The following is a 16,228-nucleotide window of genomic DNA, read 5'->3' as shown; positions in this document are numbered from 1 at the left end:
GGCTGCCCGACGGTGCCGCCGGGGGCCGACTCGCCCCTCCTGAACCTTCCTACACCCCGCGACAGGGCCGCTGCCTAACCTCATTGCACAGGCCGAACAAGCATGGGCTTCGAAGCGCGTGCGCCTGCATAGACAGAAGAGGTGTGGATATGAAGACGATGTTTGCGGCCGCGGTTGCGGCCATGCTGCTGGCGCTGGGCGGCTGCGCCACCGATCGCCAGACCGCCTACACCGTCGGCGGCGCCGCCGTAGGCGGCCTCGTGGGCGATGCGGTGCTCGGCACGCCGGGCGCGATCGCCGGTGCGGCGGGCGGCGCGGTGCTGGGCAACAGCGCGGCGAAACGCTGACAGGCCTTAAATCGGGTAGATCAGCGAGTTGAGCACCATCTCGCTGTCGTAGACGCACGTGCGGCTGGCGAACTTCAGGCCGGCCGGCGTGCGCACGATCTCGTCGATGTAGCGGCCGACGTTGTACACCTCGCTCGAGTCGCCCGGACGGGTGCGGAACACGGCGTAGTTCGCCTGGGCCCTCACCAGGTCCCCTTCTGCGCCGATCACCCGTGCCGGAGCGACCAGGTGGCGCGTGTAGTACGGTGCGTGATAGATCGTCTGCGTCACGCCGTACACGCGGTCCTTCATCATCCCCTTGCTCTCCAGCGCGATCAGCGCCAGCGGCAGCTTCCTGTCGAAGTTCTCGCGCGCCTGGACCTTGTAGCGCCCCTCCTCCACGAAGAATTCCGGCCAGTCGTCGAAGCGCCGCTCGTCGAGCGCGGCGGCGTAGTCGGCGTTGAGGCGATCCACTTCGAGTTGCAGCATCAGTGGCTCGTTCATACACCCATCACCCGGCGCCAGTAGGCGTACATGCTGCGGATCAGCGTCTCGGTGACCATGTGCTCGGTGCCGCCGGTGCCGGTGCCGCCCAGCTCGCACAGCGTCTCGCCCGATTCGCCCCATTGGCGGAATCCGCGCTGCGACAGCTCGATCACCTCGCCGTCGTCGGCGGAGACGAACCCCGCCGGGCCGAACAGGTTCGCCTGGCGCAGGCGCCGCTGCGTCATCTCGGGCGTGTCGTCGGCAAAGCCGAAATGCGTCCAGACGAAGTCGAACTCGCCCTCCCCGCGCGGCACGATGTGGCGCGTGGAAAGCGAATTGACCTGCTGCTGGATGATCAGGCTGGGGAACAGCGTGATCATCGTGACCGTGGGCATGATCTCCTGCCCGGGGTGCGACGGGTCGTCCACCTTCCACCACGGCTCGGGCACGACGTCCAGCAGGCGGGCGTCGTTCAGCGCCATGTTGGCCTTGAACGAGGTCACGCCCTGGGTCACCGTCTTGTTCTCGCCGCCGTCCGCTACCGCAGGGGCATTCGAATTCCGGCGCGAAATCATCACGGCATGGCGGCCGTGGTCGTCCATCACCATGCGGCTTTTCTGGTCGGCTCTCCACAGGCCGAAGGTGACGAACCACGTGTGCAGCAGGCCGGGGTGGTACGGGTCCTTGATGTTCTCCATCATCAATTTCCAGTTGCCCGGGATGCGCTGGCGGTTGTAGCCGAGCAAAGTCAGCTCGCGCCCCTTGAAGATGCGATCGAGCCAGGGCATGACCTTGGGCCCGATGTACTCGTCGAACGACGGCGCGCTCTCGCTGAAGGTGGCGAACACCAGCCCGTGCAGGACCGCGACGCGCAGCTTGGCAAGCCCATGCTGCTTGATGTCGAAATCCGCCGGCATGCCGCCGTTGACGCACGCATGCCCCGCTTCGTCGGTCGCCGGCACACCGTCCTTGAACGGCAGGCCCGCCAGGTCGCCATTGAGCTTGTACGTCCACTGGTGGTAGGGGCACACGAAGCTGCGCGCGTTGCCGTGCGGCTGCTGGCAGAAGCGCACGCCGCGGTGGGCGCAGCGGTTCTCGACGACCCGGATGCCGGGATCGATGCCGCGGTCCCTCGGCGCCACACGGTCCCTCACCATGATCACCTGCCGCTCGCCGACCCAGCTGAGCTTGTAGTCACCCACGTTCGGGATCTCCACGGCCAGGCCCACGTAGCACCAGTGGTCGCCGTAGAAGACCCGCTCCAGCTCGCGCTGGTAGAGCTGCGCGTCGGTGTAGGCCCAGAAGGGCACGCGGCTGGATTCAGGCCGGGTCCAGCGCGACAGGGTTTCGGGAGCGTTCATGGCGGTGTCTCCTGGCGCCAATCATACGCATACTTATTAATTTCGCAACAGCTTGCCGAAGTCGGCGTCCAGGCGAGCGAGCGAATCGTCGATGTGCTTGCGACGCGCGGCGATCCATTCGTCCTGCTCCGCGATGCGGGCCCGCGCCGCCTTGAGCATGCGATCCATCTCGGCCGGCTGCGGCCCGCCGCTCGTGGCGCGGGCGTTGACGATCGCGACCGGGTCGAGCGCCGCGCGGAACTCGGCTTCCGTCAGCGGAAGCTCCTGCGGCACGCCGGGCTCATGCACCGCGTCCTGGTAGATGCGGCGCGCCTGCTCGTAGGGGAAGGTTGCCGGGCGCAGGTCGTGCGCGCGGGCGTAGGTCACGAGTTCGGACGCGAAGTGATGCCCGATGCGGAACGGTACCTTGTACTTGCGCATCAGAGCGTCCGCGAGTTCCTGCGATGCCGTCCAGTCGCTGTTCAGCTCCTCGAGCGCGCGCTTCGGGTCGACCACCAGCGCGCCGAGGATCTTCTGCCACTGCTGCAGCACGCCGATCGCGCTCTTCACCATCGCGCTGTTGTCGCGCACCTCTTTCGCGTCCGGCATGCCGGGCGGGACATTGTGCGCACGCAGGATCGGCCCCATCGCCAGCGAGATCGCCGTCGATGCGTCTCCCCGCGCCGAATTGAGCAGGCCCGGGTTGTGCTTCTGCGGCATCGCGCTCGACACATAGGTGTTGCCGCCGCCTTCCGCGAGCACGATCCACGGACGCGGGCTCGCGTACTGCACCATGATGTCCTCGACGAAGTTGCCGGCGTGCACGGCGATCGACGCCACGATCGCGCCGGCTTCGAGCGGCTCCTCGGCGGACGCGATCTGCGCCGCGTCGTAGGCGTTGTCCACCAGGGACGCGAAGCCGAGATAGTCCGCCATGCGCCTGCGGTCCAGCGGCCAGCTGGTCCCGTTGAGCACCGTCGTTCCCATCGGCGAGCGGTCGACGCGCGCGTAGGCCTCGCGGATGCGCTGCGCGTCGCGGTCCAGCCCTGCCGCATGACCCAGGAGCGCGTGCCCGAGCGAGTTGGGCTGCGCGGCCACACCGTTCGTGTAATTGGGCACGATGGTCGCGCGCTGGCGATCGGCCAGGTCCACGAGCGCCTGCGACGTGCGATCGAGCTGATCGGCCAGGCGCAGCAGGTCTTCGCGCAGGATCGCCGCGCGGTAGGTCGCGTGCATGTCCTGGCTCGAACGCCCCGCGTGCAGCAGCGTGACCTCGGGGCCCGCGGCCTGGATCAGCAGCGGCTCGAAGGTGATCACCGTGGAGGGCCGCTTGCCGCCGGGCTGGTTGCCGTCGGCGATCACCTTCGCGATGCCTGCGGCCAGCCGGGGCGCGAGCGCCTTGTCCAGCAGGCCCTGGTCGGTGTTGATCACGGCCGTGGCCTTGTTCATCATGCCGAGCCAGAAGAACTCGTCGCGCGATGCCTGCGCGTGGGCTGGGATGGCGGCGGCCGCAACGCACGCCAGGAGCGCGCAACGCAGGGTTCTTGTCATGAAAGCTCCTTGGTCAGGCGCCGGCGGCGGCCTTGCGCCGCGCCTTCCACGCCCCGAACAGGATGATGAAGCCGGGGACCAGGATCATCGCCCAGATGATCTTGTCGAGATGGGCCTTCACCCAGGGGATGTCGCCGAAGAGGTAGCCGGCCGTGACGATGCTCGCCACCCACAAGGCGCCGCCCGTCACGTCGTAGAACGTGAATTTCACGCGCGTCATCTGCGCCACGCCAGCGACGAAGGGCGCGAAGGTGCGCAGGAAAGGCATGAAGCGCGCCGCCACGATCGTGATGCCGCCGTACTTCTCGTAGAAGGCGTGGGCCTGGTCGAAGGCCCGCTTGTTGAAGAACCGCGAGTCTTCCCACTGGAAGACCTTCGGGCCGAAGAAGCGGCCTATCGTGTAGTTGCTCTGGTTGCCCAGCACCGCCGCCGCGATCAACAGGCCCACCGACAGCGGATAACTCATGAGCCCGATGCCGCACAGCGCGCCGACGACGAACAGCAGCGAATCGCCCGGCAGGAAAGGCATCACGACCACGCCGGTCTCCACGAAGATGATGGCGAAAAGCAGCACGTAGACCCAGGTGTCGTAGTTCTGCACGAACGTCGCCAGGTGCTTGTCGACGTGCATGACGAAGTCGACGAAAAATGCCAGGAGATCCATGGCGGGGCATTATCCCTGCCTGCGGCAAGGCCCCTACGTTCCTACAATGGCGACCGTGAGTGCCGTCCTGTCCCCCACCCCGCGCCGCGCGATCCGCGAGCTGCCCGACGAGCTCGTGAGCCAGATCGCCGCCGGCGAGGTGGTCGAGCGTCCCGCCTCCGTCGTGCGCGAACTGGTGGACAACGCACTCGACGCGGGCGCGAAGCAGGTCACCGTGCGCTTGCTCGCCGGCGGCGTGCGGCTGGTCTCGGTCGAGGACGACGGCGGCGGCATCGCGCGCGAGGAGCTGCCGATGGCGCTGCGCCGCCACGCCACCAGCAAGATCGCGTCGCTCGCGGACCTCGAATCCGTCGGCACCATGGGTTTCCGCGGCGAAGCCCTGGCCGCCATCGCGTCGGTGTCGGACATGAGCCTGCTCTCGCGCACCGCGGAGCAGTCCAGCGCCTTCCTGCTCGATGCGCGTACCGGCGAACTGCGGCCCGCGGCGCGCGCGACCGGCACCACCGTCGAAGTGAAGGAGCTGTTCTTTTCCACGCCGGCGCGCCGCAAGTTCCTCAAGACCGACGCCACCGAACTCGCGCATTGCATCGAGGCCGTGCGCCGCCACGCGCTGGCGCGGTCCGACGTCGGCTTCGCGATCTGGCACGAGGGGAAGCTGGTCGAACAATGGCGGCCGGCCACGCGCGACCAGCGCCTGGCCGACGTGCTGGGCGGCGACATCCTCGAGCAGAGCGTGGCAGTCGCCTATTCGGCGGGACCGATCCGCGTCTTCGGTCGCGCGGGCATTCCCGATGCGGCACGTTCCCGTGCGGACCAGCAGTTCGCCTACGTCAACGGCCGCTTCGTGCGCGACAAGGTGCTCACCCACGCCGCGCGCGCCGCCTATGAAGACGTGCTGCATGGCCAACGCCAGCCGGTGTATGCACTCTATGTGGAAATCGATCCGGCGCGCGTCGACGTGAACGTGCACCCGACCAAGATCGAAGTGCGCTTCCGCGACAGCCGCGAAGTGCACCAGGCGGTGCTGCACGCGGTCGAGAACGCGCTGGCGGCTCCGCGCGCGGGAACGGGTGTGGCGGCGCCGTTGGTTTCGTTGCCGCTCGTGGCGCCGACCCCGGCTTGGCAGCAGCCGACGATGGACCTCGCTCATCGCGCGAGCGAGCCGCTCTTTGTCACCCCGGCGCAGGCCGGGGTCGTCGAGGCTTCTCCGCCCACGGCGCAGGATTCCGCCGTCTGGCCCCTGGGCCGAGCGATCGCCCAACTGCACGGCATCTACATCCTCGCCGAGAACGCCCAGGGCCTCATCGTCGTCGACATGCACGCCGCCCACGAGCGCATCGTGTACGAACGCCTCAAGCGCCAGCTCGACACCGACCGTATCGCGAGCCAGCCGCTCCTGATCCCCGCGACCTTCGCCGCGACGCCGCAGGAAGTGGCCACGGCCGAAGGCTGCGCAGCGGCCCTCGAAACGCTGGGGCTGGAAATCACCCCCTTCTCCGCCAGGACGCTCGCGGTGCGTGCCGTGCCCACCTCGCTCGCGCAGGGCGACGCGGTGGAGCTCGCGCGCAGCGTGCTGGCCGAACTGGCGCAGCACGACGCCAGCACCGTCATCCAGCGCGCGCAGAACGAGCTGCTCGGCACGATGGCCTGCCACGGCGCCGTGCGTGCCAACCGCAAGCTCACCATCGACGAGATGAACGCGCTGCTGCGGCAGATGGAGGAGACCGAGCGCTCCGACCAGTGCAACCACGGCCGGCCCACGTGGCGGCAGCTCACCGTGCGCGAGCTCGACGCGCTGTTCCTGCGCGGACGCTGAATGAAGCGCCGGCTCGCTGGCGGAGATGTTCAGCCCTGCGCTGATCAGCGCGTGACGCTCACGACGAGCGCCTGGATCAGCCCTTCCACCGGGCCGTCGCCGAAGCGGCGGGCGATCTCCTGCTCCGCCACCTGCGTGGCACGCTCCAGCCCGCCCGGGTCGCGCGCCTCGATCTCGCCGCGCAGCGGCGTGCCCTGGCAGTACGCGACAGCCGGGACGCGCGGCGACACGGCGCGGCTGGTGAAGGCGATCTTCTCGATGTTCGGCTCGCGATCGAAACCGCCAGCCGCGAGGTCGGCGACGATCTTCCCTTGGTCGTGATGCCCGTGCGGCGTGCGGGCGAGGAAGCGCGGCGGGTCGTTCGGGAACAGCTGGCCGACCGCGAACGTGACCGCATCGGCGAATTCGTTCGTCTCGATCGAATCCCAGACATTGAAGACAAAGGTGCCGCCGGGCCGCAGCACGCGCCGCGCCTCGGCGTAGGCATGCGCCTTGTCCGGGAAGAACATCGCGCCGAACTGGCAGCACACCACGTCGAACGAATCCGGCTCGAAGGGCAATTGCATCGCGTCCGCCTGCTGCCATTTCACCGGCCGCGCGGTGCCGATGCGCGCCGCTTCGTCGATCATCGCGGTGTTCAGGTCGGTGGCGACGATCTCGCACGACGCATCCAGCATCACCGCGAGATTGCGTGTGACCACGCCCGTGCCGGCCGCGAGTTCCAGCACGCGGCGCGGGCCGCTCGCGGCGACGCGCCGGGCCATGTCGACCGCATACGGCTCGAAGATGAGCGGCACGAGATGGCTCTCGTAGAGCTGTGCCACCGAGCCGGTGAACGCCGTGTCGATGCTGGAAGCCATGGGCTGCTCCTGTCGGGAGCCGCCATTCTGCTACGCACCGAGCTCGCGCAGTCCGCGGCTGCACCAGCCCTGCTCTTCCTTGGGAACGCGCGCGTACTGCTCCAGCGCGGCGTGCCGGGCCGCGGCGAAGGCCTGCGCGTCACCCGCCGCCTGCTCGACGAGCGCGAGCACGGCGTAGCCGAAGAACTGCTCGAAGGGCGGCGCGTTGTTCGCCTCGCAGATGGCGATGCAATTCCTGATGCGCTCGCGGGCTCGATCGACATTGCCGGCGCGCAGCAGGCAGCGCGCAAGCCGGTATTCGGCGCGCTCTTCTTCGAGCCAGGTGCCGGCGAGCTTCCAATACGTCAGGCCCGTTTCTGCGGCGAGCACCATGGCGGCGCGTTCGCCATCGGTGAGCTCGGTCTTTTCTTCCAGCTCCGCCGCGAGATTGTTGCCTGCCACGGCCAGGGCCCGCGTCGCTGGGTGCTTCGGCGGCAAGCCCTGCGAGCGGGCGGCGCGCAGTGCCTGCTGCAGCGCCGCGATGGCCGCGTCAGTCTCGTGCCGCGCCACGTGCGTCGTGCAGATCACGCACATGACCTGCGCGAGGTCGGCCGGCGCCAGCCCTTCGATGGCAGAAGCGTCGCCGCCCGCGTACCGCAGGGCGGCGAGGCCGCGACGCACCGCCATCTGCGCTGCCTCATCCTGTGCCGCCGCCGGCAGCGCGCCGATCGCCTCGAGGAGCCTTGCGCCGCGCGCCCATTCGCCCAGGTGTTCGCCGAAAACATGCACGACGAAACTCGCATAGGGCAGGACATCCTCCGGCTGCGCGAGATGCGGCAAGCCGCCTTCCAGCCGCGCCGCCACGGCGTCCGGATGCTCCGTGTGATCGCGCCGCGCTTCGTCGAGGAATTGCTGGAAGGAGCTCATGGCATCAGGGCACACGCCTTGGGGTGCGGACATAGTAGTTGTCGAACTCCGTCTCTTCAACCAGCTCGAAGCCGTGCCGGCGGTAGAAGCTGTTGGACTCGCTCCCCCGAAGCGCACCCACGCGAACCGGCAGGCCGCGCGCATCCGCCTCGGCCAAGACGGACGAAAGAACCGCCGAGCCGATGCCCCGGTTCTGGTGGGAGGGCCGCACGTAGAGATGATCGAGCAGCAGTCCGCCCGGCTCGTTCCTGAGGACGAAGAAGCCGGCCCGTTCGCCCCCGACCCGGATCTCACGGGTGACCTCGGGCGCGAAGCCGGCAAGGAACCGCGACCTGGCGCGCTGCGGATCGAAGCGCCCGATGCGCTCGAGACTCTCCCGCATCGCTTCGACCCGCAGGTCGGCGAGGGCATCGGCGTCCGACGCGGAAACGAAATTGAAGGAAATCACGGCGGGGCTGAGACGATCCGGTTGACCTACGCCATGTGCTCGATGGCCGCCGGCATGGTCACCCAGCTGTGCATCCGGTGCTCGTACACCGAGATGACCGGGCCCGGAAACTCAGGATCGGCGAACGCACCCACCGGCACGGCGATGAAGCCGTCAAGACCATCGGCGGTGTAGTACACCGTGGCGCCGCACTCGGGGCAGAACCGGAAGGTGACTCGCCCGCCTTCGTCCCCGACGCGGACGAACTCCTTGCTGGCGCCCGTGATGGTGACGGCGCCGGCAGCGAAGCGGGCCTGCGCGCCGAAGACACTGTCCGTGCGGCGCTGGCAGGCGAGGCAGTGGCAGACCGAGACCCGGACCGGATCGGCCGTGACGTGGGCCCGGAGCTGGCCACAACTGCGGGAGGCGGTTCGATGAGTCATCGGAGTGGCGAAAGCTGCATGGTAGTTTGCAGGGTAGCTCGGGGCAATGCGGGCGTCCATGGCGAGCTGAGCAACGCTCACGGTCTCGAGACTGCTGTGCGCCGCGAGGCGGGCCAGGACTTCGTTAGGTTCGCGCGTCAACTAAAACGATGCAAGCTCCGTGTCCGCGTCGACCGACCTGTTAGGCCGGGTACGCAAACCTTGTCCCCTCTGCCTGTTCAAGGAAGTTTCCCCAGATAGCCCATTCTGAGTGAGTTGGATCGGTGCAGGCGAGAACCCATAGGGCTGCAATGGGGAGTTGCGGCGGGAGCACCAAGGACTCCGGCTTGAAATGGATACGCCTATTCAAGTGAATCAGTACGGTGAGGTCGTTGCGACCGCTGTACATGGACAGGCCTTGGACCAGCGTGTCGAGCGTTGCCCGGGCGTTTCTCTCTTCGGAAACCAGCTCCTTTATCTGAACTGGCGCGAAGTGCTGAACATCGTCATCGAACCACATACTGACGAAATCGGCGTCTTCAAACTCTCCTTTCGAGAGGAAGACCTTCCGGCCCATCCGTTCGCTCATTCCATGGCAGAACAGTGCTCCGAGCCGCGCCTCCCGCCATTCTTTGAGCCTGTTCGTCCGTAGGGACCTCACCTCGGCGTCCACCTGCTCGAGCAGGAGCCGATGCTCAATGAAGCGCAGGCGCCTCAGAAACGGCACGGGATCGCGATAGTCGCGTCTTGCTGCTTCACGCAAGCGAATTGCTTCCATGGACGCCCTAACGTAGAGGTAACCGGCGCGCAAGGATAGAAGCGCGCACTGCGCGCGGACGCGCCTGTGCGTCTGCGTTGACCGCCTTGTTATCCCTCATCGGCTCGAGTATCGGATGAAATACTGGAAGCGAGTTCCGCTGCAATTTTCGAACCATGCCACGGCTTGGTCGGGGAGCGTCCATTGGAAAGCTCTACCTGTTACTGGAATTGAACCATGGGCCTTGCCATGAAGGGCCTCTAAACGACTTAGAGATTCCTCGGCGCGCTGCTTACATGACAGCTCCGAGTCTTCCCCAAATAGGAATGCAATGGCGTTAACAGTTTGACTGGACCGGTCGAGATCCACCGACACTTCCGCAGCGCGCCCAAGGTACTGTGACCTGAAACGTTTCCGTTGGGTGAGAGTTCCCACAGGCATCCACCCGGCCTCCGGATGCAGCTGACCGGCATGATCAGGGGACATACCAAGGGAGAAGCCCTCAAACGAAAATGAAGTGCTGCGACGGTCAGTGGTACTTGGGCCCTGCTGTAGCGCTGCTTGCTGCTTCAAGACGATGGGTTCGAACAAACACCGATCACAGATTCCCCGCATGAAAAGGACGATCGCAGCTGAGGAGTTGGTGGGGACGCACAGCTGGAAGACGTCGCCCCATTGATCGGCGGCTGGATGGCATTGATCCAATGCAAGCCCACGCAGAACTGGAATATCTGACGCGGTCGGCTTAAAGGGAGATTGGCTATCCTCGGCCGCTTCAAGTCCTCGCTTCAATAGATGGACGTACTTAGTATGTTCAGTAGTAAAACGAACCTTGATTGCTCCCCCCACCGCATCTCGCGCGATCGTTTCGATCTTGCACGCTGTGTCAACTACCGCGCGCCCGTCGCAAGTCAGCGTGATACCTTCATTTCCCGAAGTCACTCCGAAAACCTCTGCATGCGCGGCGCCGACGCAGCTCAACGACACCGTCAGGAGAACCATTTTCGACAATCCGCGGAAGTGAATAGCCATGTTCTCGATCGCTCGCGCGCCTCGGCGCATCCATGAGGGATAACGTCGGAGTTGACCGGCGCACAAGAAACAGGAGCGCTGAAAGCGCGGACGCACTTGTGCGTCCGCGTCGAACAGCCTGTTAGGCAGCACGGTCATCTCCCTTCGCAAAATGTGAGCAGCCATTCTGCATGGCCGCGCAATGGTTCGCCCGATGACGCGACAAGCTGCTCCAGCACTGAACGGGTGCCCGAGGGATGCAGCGCCGGAATTTCTAACAGGGCTGCGGTGAAGCCGTCGTTGTCCAACCCTTCATCAAAACCGCGCTGATATGCGCCGAAGAGTTCCTTCAACACGGCCGGGCCTTCAAGTTCGGCGAGCGGCCAAGCGGCTGCTTCGCGCACGAAGAAGTCGGCACTCTCCAAAAGGGCGAGAAGCTTCGGAACGTCTTCCGCCGACGACTCGGCGTGCAAGCGCGCGGCCGCTGCTGCCGCCGCGCTCGGGTCGCTCGCGCGCAGCCCAGCGACGATCGTTGACCAAGCGGATTCGTCCATGCTGCCTAACGTAGAGGTAACCGGCACACAAGAATAGGAGCGCCGTGAGCGAAGCAACGGAGCGGACGCACTTGTGTGTCCGCGTTGACCGCCTTGTTAGGCCTCACCACGTTTCACCTCGAATCTTCTCGATTCGTTCCCATATATCGGGGGTGCTGCTTTGCCAGACGCCGCCCAAAAGCCGCCGAAACTTGGGATTGGTGCGAGCTTCAGTTTCGATCCGCTCAATGAAGTCGGGGCCGTGATACTCAATGAGGTCTTCCAAAGGACCAGCAGCAAGTGCGCCAAATGCGTTCGCAGGTAGTACTTGATCCAGAAGTTCAAGAATCAGCAACCACGCGGTCTCTGGGACATCCGACGCCATGTCGTCGAGTTCGGTCACAGCCCAAAACTCGGGCAAGTCACAGTTGTGCTTGGCTGGAGGTGGCGACTGCTTCTCATAGAACTGTCGCCACGCAGTCAACAACGCTTGATGTTCCACTGTCGTCACGTGAGGTCTAACGTAGAAGTGAGCGGCGACCAAGAGTAGGAGCGCTGCGGCGCGGACGCCCTTGGGCGTCCGTTTCGACTGCCTTGTTAGACCGCATGCTATTCGGCAACTATCGGTCCTCCCTCGAACTTCGCCACGAATGCCTCCGGACCAGAGTAGTCGGAGGCGCGCAAAGACACGACGACTCGTGTGCCGGTTTCGAATTCGATTGTGAGTTGCGCGCCTGGCAAGAACGTAACCGCAGATACTTGTGAACCGTGAAGCGCAGCGAGTGCGGCGGTTGAGTCAAACGGATTGAACGCTCGAAAGGTGCACCCGCTGAATTGGAGCCCTAGGGATTCGCCGCTCGAGTCGGAGCCCACAAGGCGCATACCAACAAGACGATCGAGAGGGGCGGTATTCATGCGGTCTAACGTCGGAGTTGACCGGCGCCAAAGGAGCCGGAGCGCGGAAAGCGCGGACACCTTTTGGTGTCCGTGTCGAACAACCTGTTAGCCTGCATGGCCGCCCCACTTCCCCGGAGGGCATAGTTCGCGTAGATGATCGAAATCTGCGGTCGCCCGCGCTGCGATCTCTGCCCAGGCACGCGCGAAACTTGGCCTACGCATGTTTGAAAGGATTCCATCCTTCCAATTCTCCCAAGTCGGTCCTGTGATGCGGCCACGCTTGACCAGGAATGCCTGTTCGTTACACAAATCGAAGTACCGATAGAAGTGCGGAAGAACAGCCGCCACCTCTGCCTCGCCCATCGGTTCGCCGAGAAGAGCATTCAGTGGGATCCGCTCAATGAGGGCCCGATACTGCGCCGTTAGTGAGTCTTCGAACGTCGTCACGGCTTGGCGACGTGTGATGAACAACTGACGGGCCGCGACAATCACGCCAACCGCCGTGGCGACATTGGAAACTGCGCTGAGTGCTTCTAAGGACGTCACTACGCCTCCCCCGTGCAGGCTAACGTGATATAGCCCGCAACACTGCGGCATAACATGGCCGGGCGATCATTTGATTTCCCCCGCTGTCTCTTCTAAGTGCCTGTTTTATATCAGCGTCTCTCCACTCGATCCAGCGCATTGCCTTCCGAAAATGCCGCAAAAACCCGCAACGCTGCGGAATAACATCGCCGCGTGATCGGCCGCAGTTGGCCGCTGGCCCGCATGGGTGCTCGAAAGCGCCGCCTACTGCCTTCCCTAAAAGGCCGAGGAAACCCGCAAGTCGCACCCGCAGTGACCGGCCGGGCCCCACGGGGCGGCTCTGCTAACCTCCCCCCCATGCCGCCGAGCGCCCCACCCCATGCCATCGCCCTCGCCGGCCCGACGGCCTCGGGCAAGACGGCGGCGGCGCTCGCGATCGCGCGCGCGCACGATGCGGAGATCGTGAGCGTCGATTCGGCGCTGGTCTATCGCGGCATGGACATCGGCACGGCCAAGCCCACGCGCGAGGAGCGCGCGCAGGTGCCGCATCACCTCATCGACGTCCGCGACCCCCGCGAGCCATACAGCGCCGCCGAGTTCGCGACGGACGCCGCGCGCCTCATCGATGACATCAATGCGCGCGGCCGCCTCGCGTTGCTCGTGGGCGGCACGATGCTCTACTTCAAGGCGCTGTTCGAAGGGCTCGATGCCATGCCGCCTGCGCAGCCGCAGGTTCGCGCGCAGATCGAGTCCGAAGCGGCGCGCCGGGGCTGGCCGGCCTTGCACGCGGAACTGGCGCAGGCCGATCCGGTGACGGCCGCGCGGCTGGCGCCCAACGATTCGCAGCGCATCCAGCGCGCGCTCGAGGTGCTGCGCACCACCGGTTTGCCGATCTCCAGCTTTCACGGCGGGCGGCGCGAAGGCGCGGCGCGCATGCCGCTCTTCTCGCTCGAGCCGCGGGACCGCGCGTGGCTGCACGAGCGCATCGCGCAACGGTTCGACGCGATGCTCGCGGCGGGCTTCATCGACGAGGTGAAGGCGTTGCGCGCACGCGGTGACCTCGATGCCGCGATGCCGAGCATGCGCTGCGTCGGCTACCGGCAGGCCTGGGAGGCCCTGGAGGGTGCGTTCCCCATGGGCGAGCTGCGCGACCGCGGCGTTGCCGCCACCCGCCAGCTCGCCAAGCGCCAATTGACCTGGCTGCGCAGCATGCCGGGTCGCACCGTGATTGCCTGCGACGCGCCCGACGCGCTCGAGCAGTTGCTGGCGAAGGTGCGCGAAGCCGTATGAGCCTCGTCCTGCGCGATGTCGCGAAGCGCTATGGCGAGGTGCCGGTATTCGCGAACGTGTCGCTGGAGGTGGCGCAAGGCGAGTTCGTGGCGATCGTCGGCGAATCGGGCGTGGGCAAGTCGACGCTGCTCAATTGCATGGCGGGCCTGGACACCTGGGACGCGGGCACGATCGCGCTGGACGGCGACGACATCGGCGCGATGCCGGACGACGCACGCGCCCTGCTGCGCCGTCGCAAGATCGGCTTCGTCTTCCAGGCCTTTCACGTGCTGCCGCACCTGGACGTCGCGCAGAACGTCGCGCTGCCGCTTCTCCTGCTCGGCACACCCGACGACGAGCGCGTGAACGCGATGCTCGATGCGGTCGGGCTACACGGCCTAGGCGAACGCCTGCCGCAGCAGTTGTCCGGCGGCCAATTGCAGCGCGTTGCCATCGCGCGTGCGCTGGTGCACCGGCCTTCCCTGCTGCTCGCCGACGAGCCGACCGGCAACCTCGACCCGGGCACCGCGGCGCGCGTGATGGACGTGCTGGTATCGCAGACGCGCGAACAAGGCGCGTCGCTGGTGCTCGTCACGCACTCGGAAGGGGCGGCGGCGCGGGCGGACAGGGTGATGCTGTTGACGGCCGATGGCCTGTCACTGCGCCCGCTTCAGGACCTCGATCGCTGACCGCACGTCGGCGATCGGCATCTGGCCCGGCGCGGAGCTGCTCGCACCGACGGCGAAGGTCATGGCCGAGCCGAAGAGCCAGCCGCTCGTGCGCGTGATGGCACCGAGCGGTCCCATGGCCATGCTGATCACCGGGATGCGCAGCAGGCGGCTCGCGCGCGATGTCGCTTCCAGCAGCGCAAGCACGTCCCCATCGGACCGCGGCATGACGGCGACCTTCGCGACGTCCGCGCCCAGGGACCGCGCGCGCTCGAAGCGCTCGACGATCGCATCCACCGTCGGTGTGGCCTGGAAGTTGTGGAAGGACAGCACCAGCGGCAGGCCGGCATCGCGCGACGCTTCGCGCACGGCCGCGACGTGGGCCGCGTCGTTGTCGATCTCGAAATCGACGAGGTCCACGAAGCCGCTCGCGCACATCCGGCGGTAAAGCTCGACCACCTGTTCCTCGCCGATCGCGATCTTCTCGCCGCCTTCGCGCGCATGGCGCCGCGTGAAGAGGATGGGGATGCTGCCGGCAGCGCGCTTCAACTGCCGGGCCGTATCGAGCACCTGGGCCGCATCACCGATGCCGGCAAAGAAGTCGACCCGCCACTCGATCAGGTCCGGCTGCTTCGCGGCGACCACCGCGCATTCCGCGAGCAACGCTTCGGCCGTGCGGGCGACGAGCGGCGCGCACACGGCCGGATAAGGCAGCGCCTGCCCGCGAATGGAAATCGGCTGGCCTTGCATCAAACCACCAGCTGCGCGAAGCGCGCAAGGTCGACGTTGCCGCCGCTGATGACGATGCCCACGCGCTTGCCGGCGATGTCGACCCCACCGTGCAGCGCGCCGGCGAAGCCGAGGCAGCCCGTGGGCTCCACGACCATCTTCATGCGCTCGGCGAAAAAGCGCATGCCCTGCACCAGCTGGTCGTCGGTGGCGGTGAGGATGTCCGTCACGTCGCGCCGGATGATGCCGAAGGTGAGCTGACCCAGATGCTGCGTCTGCGCGCCATCGGCCAGTGTCTTCGGCACCGGGATGTTCACGATCTCGCCGCGACGCAAGGACTGCTGGCCGTCGTTGCCCGCCTCGGGCTCGACCCCGTACACCTGGCAGTTCGGCGCGAGCGCGCGCGCCGCGAGCGCGCTGCCCGAAAGCAGGCCGCCGCCGCCCAGGGGCGTGAAGAGGACATCGAGCTCGCCCACCTCCTCGATCAATTCCTTCGCCGCCGTGCCCTGCCCCGCGATCACGTCCGCATGGTCGTACGGCGGGATCAGCGTCATGCCGCGCTGCGCGGCGATCTGCTTCGTCAGCACCTCGCGGTCCTGCGTGTAGCGGTCGTAGGTGATCACCTCCGCGCCGTAGCCGCGCGTGGCTTCCATCTTGGCGGCAGGCGCGTCCAGCGGCATCACGATCACGGCGGGGATGCCGAGCAGCTTCGCCGCCAGCGCGATCGCCTGCGCGTGGTTGCCGGAGGAGAACGCGATCACGCCCCCGCGCTTCTGCCCGGGCGTGAACTTCGCGAGTGAGTTGAAGGCGCCGCGAAACTTGAAGGCACCCATGCGCTGGAAGTTCTCGCACTTGAAGAAGAAGCGTGCGCCGACCATCGCGTCGGCGGTGGCCGAGCGCAGCACCGGTGTGCGGTGCGCGTGGCCTTCGATGCGCCGCGCGGCTGCGGCGACATCGTCGTAGGTCGGGAGTGCGGTCATGGGCGGGAGCTTAGCTCAACGGAGGGAGTTGCCGACGTTTTCCTACATCCTTGCTGGGGCC

At 66.5% G+C, this 16,228-nt stretch carries 19 protein-coding genes; 4 read left to right on the top strand and 15 right to left on the bottom strand.

The window, feature by feature from the left end; all coding sequences use genetic code 11:
• Window positions 1–149 precede the first annotated feature (149 nt).
• Entirely contained in the window at window positions 150–347 is a 198-nt protein-coding gene (locus AC3EF3_RS06530) for an osmotically inducible lipoprotein OsmB (protein WP_488531348.1), read from the top strand.
• 6 nt (window positions 348–353) lie between these two features.
• On the opposite strand, the gene AC3EF3_RS06525 is transcribed toward AC3EF3_RS06530, so the two are convergent.
• From AC3EF3_RS06525 to AC3EF3_RS06510, 4 genes are read right to left on the bottom strand one after another with little or no spacing between them, the layout of a single operon-like run.
• Window positions 354–815, bottom strand: a complete 462-nt coding sequence (locus AC3EF3_RS06525) for an aromatic-ring-hydroxylating dioxygenase subunit beta (protein ID WP_488531347.1) — start codon at window positions 813–815, stop codon at window positions 354–356.
• A gap of 11 nt (window positions 816–826) precedes the next feature.
• Window positions 827–2,173: an SRPBCC family protein gene (locus AC3EF3_RS06520; RefSeq protein WP_488531346.1), complete on the bottom strand. Its 1,347-nt coding sequence runs from the start codon at window positions 2,171–2,173 to the stop codon at window positions 827–829.
• A gap of 36 nt (window positions 2,174–2,209) precedes the next feature.
• Window positions 2,210–3,703 carry a lyase family protein gene (locus AC3EF3_RS06515; RefSeq protein WP_488531345.1) on the bottom strand — a complete coding sequence of 498 codons (1,494 nt, stop codon included), beginning with the start codon at window positions 3,701–3,703 and terminating at the stop codon, window positions 2,210–2,212.
• 13 nt (window positions 3,704–3,716) lie between these two features.
• The gene (locus tag AC3EF3_RS06510; protein WP_488531344.1) at window positions 3,717–4,367 is read right to left on the bottom strand and encodes a VTT domain-containing protein; all 651 of its coding nucleotides are present in this window, start codon (window positions 4,365–4,367) and stop codon (window positions 3,717–3,719) included.
• A gap of 46 nt (window positions 4,368–4,413) precedes the next feature.
• On the opposite strand from AC3EF3_RS06510, the gene mutL reads away from it, so the two are divergent.
• Complete coding sequence (mutL, locus tag AC3EF3_RS06505) at window positions 4,414–6,183, top strand: DNA mismatch repair endonuclease MutL (RefSeq protein WP_488531343.1); 1,770 nt, start codon at window positions 4,414–4,416, stop codon at window positions 6,181–6,183.
• A gap of 44 nt (window positions 6,184–6,227) precedes the next feature.
• Here the strand turns inward: mutL and AC3EF3_RS06500 are convergent, their stop codons facing one another.
• The 9 genes from AC3EF3_RS06500 to AC3EF3_RS06460 all read right to left on the bottom strand — a co-directional run bounded on the left by AC3EF3_RS06500 (window position 6,228) and on the right by AC3EF3_RS06460 (window position 12,542).
• Window positions 6,228–7,043, bottom strand: a complete 816-nt coding sequence (locus tag AC3EF3_RS06500) for a class I SAM-dependent methyltransferase (RefSeq protein WP_488531342.1) — start codon at window positions 7,041–7,043, stop codon at window positions 6,228–6,230.
• 30 nt (window positions 7,044–7,073) lie between these two features.
• Entirely contained in the window at window positions 7,074–7,949 is an 876-nt protein-coding gene (locus tag AC3EF3_RS06495; protein WP_488531341.1) for a hypothetical protein, read from the bottom strand.
• Between the two features lie 4 nt (window positions 7,950–7,953).
• The gene (locus AC3EF3_RS06490) at window positions 7,954–8,397 is read right to left on the bottom strand and encodes a GNAT family N-acetyltransferase (RefSeq protein WP_488531340.1); all 444 of its coding nucleotides are present in this window, start codon (window positions 8,395–8,397) and stop codon (window positions 7,954–7,956) included.
• A gap of 26 nt (window positions 8,398–8,423) precedes the next feature.
• Window positions 8,424–8,819 carry a GFA family protein gene (locus tag AC3EF3_RS06485; RefSeq protein ID WP_488531339.1) on the bottom strand — a complete coding sequence of 132 codons (396 nt, stop codon included), beginning with the start codon at window positions 8,817–8,819 and terminating at the stop codon, window positions 8,424–8,426.
• Window positions 8,820–9,000: 181 nt separating this feature from the next.
• On the bottom strand, window positions 9,001–9,576 hold the full coding sequence (locus AC3EF3_RS06480) for a hypothetical protein (RefSeq protein WP_488531338.1): 576 nt from the start codon (window positions 9,574–9,576) through the stop codon (window positions 9,001–9,003).
• 96 nt (window positions 9,577–9,672) lie between these two features.
• Window positions 9,673–10,725: a hypothetical protein gene (locus AC3EF3_RS06475; protein ID WP_488531337.1), complete on the bottom strand. Its 1,053-nt coding sequence runs from the start codon at window positions 10,723–10,725 to the stop codon at window positions 9,673–9,675.
• Window positions 10,722–11,120 carry a HEAT repeat domain-containing protein gene (locus AC3EF3_RS06470; protein ID WP_488531336.1) on the bottom strand — a complete coding sequence of 133 codons (399 nt, stop codon included), beginning with the start codon at window positions 11,118–11,120 and terminating at the stop codon, window positions 10,722–10,724. The genes AC3EF3_RS06475 and AC3EF3_RS06470 overlap by 4 nt, the downstream gene beginning before the upstream one ends.
• A 103-nt stretch (window positions 11,121–11,223) precedes the next feature.
• Window positions 11,224–11,610, bottom strand: a complete 387-nt coding sequence (locus AC3EF3_RS06465; RefSeq protein ID WP_488531335.1) for a DUF6869 domain-containing protein — start codon at window positions 11,608–11,610, stop codon at window positions 11,224–11,226.
• 491 nt (window positions 11,611–12,101) lie between these two features.
• Window positions 12,102–12,542, bottom strand: coding sequence for a hypothetical protein (locus AC3EF3_RS06460; RefSeq protein WP_488531334.1), 441 nt, complete (start codon window positions 12,540–12,542; stop codon window positions 12,102–12,104).
• 336 nt (window positions 12,543–12,878) lie between these two features.
• On the opposite strand from AC3EF3_RS06460, the gene miaA reads away from it, so the two are divergent.
• Window positions 12,879–13,811 (top strand): tRNA (adenosine(37)-N6)-dimethylallyltransferase MiaA, encoded by a 933-nt coding sequence (miaA, locus tag AC3EF3_RS06455; protein WP_488531333.1) that lies wholly within the window; start codon window positions 12,879–12,881, stop codon window positions 13,809–13,811.
• Window positions 13,808–14,479 (top strand): ABC transporter ATP-binding protein, encoded by a 672-nt coding sequence (locus AC3EF3_RS06450; protein WP_488531332.1) that lies wholly within the window; start codon window positions 13,808–13,810, stop codon window positions 14,477–14,479. The genes miaA and AC3EF3_RS06450 overlap by 4 nt, the downstream gene beginning before the upstream one ends.
• On the opposite strand, the gene aroD is transcribed toward AC3EF3_RS06450, so the two are convergent.
• Both aroD and AC3EF3_RS06440 read right to left on the bottom strand, forming a co-directional pair.
• On the bottom strand, window positions 14,447–15,208 hold the full coding sequence (gene aroD / locus AC3EF3_RS06445) for a type I 3-dehydroquinate dehydratase (RefSeq protein WP_488531331.1): 762 nt from the start codon (window positions 15,206–15,208) through the stop codon (window positions 14,447–14,449). The genes AC3EF3_RS06450 and aroD overlap by 33 nt on opposite strands.
• Window positions 15,208–16,167, bottom strand: a complete 960-nt coding sequence (locus AC3EF3_RS06440) for a threo-3-hydroxy-L-aspartate ammonia-lyase (protein WP_488531330.1) — start codon at window positions 16,165–16,167, stop codon at window positions 15,208–15,210. The genes aroD and AC3EF3_RS06440 overlap by 1 nt, the downstream gene beginning before the upstream one ends.
• Between the last annotated feature and the right edge of the window lie 61 nt (window positions 16,168–16,228).

It is taken from the genome of Ramlibacter sp. GS1-15 (genome assembly GCF_057785015.1).
The sequence above is the reverse complement of the archived record's forward strand: the minus strand, read 5'-3'. Positions and strand labels throughout refer to the sequence as shown.

Bases quoted from the DNA above. Each gene is read 5' to 3' on its own strand.
- AC3EF3_RS06450 (WP_488531332.1), top strand. From the start codon at position 13,808: ATGAGCCTCGTCCTGCGCGATGTCGCGAAGCGCTATGGCGAGGTGCCG.
- AC3EF3_RS06520 (WP_488531346.1), bottom strand. From the start codon at position 2,173: ATGAACGCTCCCGAAACCCTGTCGCGCTGGACCCGGCCTGAATCCAGC.
- AC3EF3_RS06500 (WP_488531342.1), bottom strand. From the start codon at position 7,043: ATGGCTTCCAGCATCGACACGGCGTTCACCGGCTCGGTGGCACAGCTC.
- AC3EF3_RS06495 (WP_488531341.1), bottom strand. From the start codon at position 7,949: ATGAGCTCCTTCCAGCAATTCCTCGACGAAGCGCGGCGCGATCACACG.
- AC3EF3_RS06480 (WP_488531338.1), bottom strand. From the start codon at position 9,576: ATGGAAGCAATTCGCTTGCGTGAAGCAGCAAGACGCGACTATCGCGAT.
- AC3EF3_RS06525 (WP_488531347.1), bottom strand. From the start codon at position 815: ATGCTGCAACTCGAAGTGGATCGCCTCAACGCCGACTACGCCGCCGCG.
- AC3EF3_RS06515 (WP_488531345.1), bottom strand. From the start codon at position 3,703: ATGACAAGAACCCTGCGTTGCGCGCTCCTGGCGTGCGTTGCGGCCGCC.
- AC3EF3_RS06440 (WP_488531330.1), bottom strand. From the start codon at position 16,167: ATGACCGCACTCCCGACCTACGACGATGTCGCCGCAGCCGCGCGGCGC.
- mutL (WP_488531343.1), top strand. From the start codon at position 4,414: ATGGCGACCGTGAGTGCCGTCCTGTCCCCCACCCCGCGCCGCGCGATC.
- AC3EF3_RS06470 (WP_488531336.1), bottom strand. From the start codon at position 11,120: ATGGACGAATCCGCTTGGTCAACGATCGTCGCTGGGCTGCGCGCGAGC.
- AC3EF3_RS06510 (WP_488531344.1), bottom strand. From the start codon at position 4,367: ATGGATCTCCTGGCATTTTTCGTCGACTTCGTCATGCACGTCGACAAG.
- AC3EF3_RS06485 (WP_488531339.1), bottom strand. From the start codon at position 8,819: ATGACTCATCGAACCGCCTCCCGCAGTTGTGGCCAGCTCCGGGCCCAC.
- AC3EF3_RS06530 (WP_488531348.1), top strand. From the start codon at position 150: ATGAAGACGATGTTTGCGGCCGCGGTTGCGGCCATGCTGCTGGCGCTG.
- miaA (WP_488531333.1), top strand. From the start codon at position 12,879: ATGCCGCCGAGCGCCCCACCCCATGCCATCGCCCTCGCCGGCCCGACG.
- AC3EF3_RS06475 (WP_488531337.1), bottom strand. From the start codon at position 10,725: ATGACCGTGCTGCCTAACAGGCTGTTCGACGCGGACGCACAAGTGCGT.
- aroD (WP_488531331.1), bottom strand. From the start codon at position 15,208: ATGCAAGGCCAGCCGATTTCCATTCGCGGGCAGGCGCTGCCTTATCCG.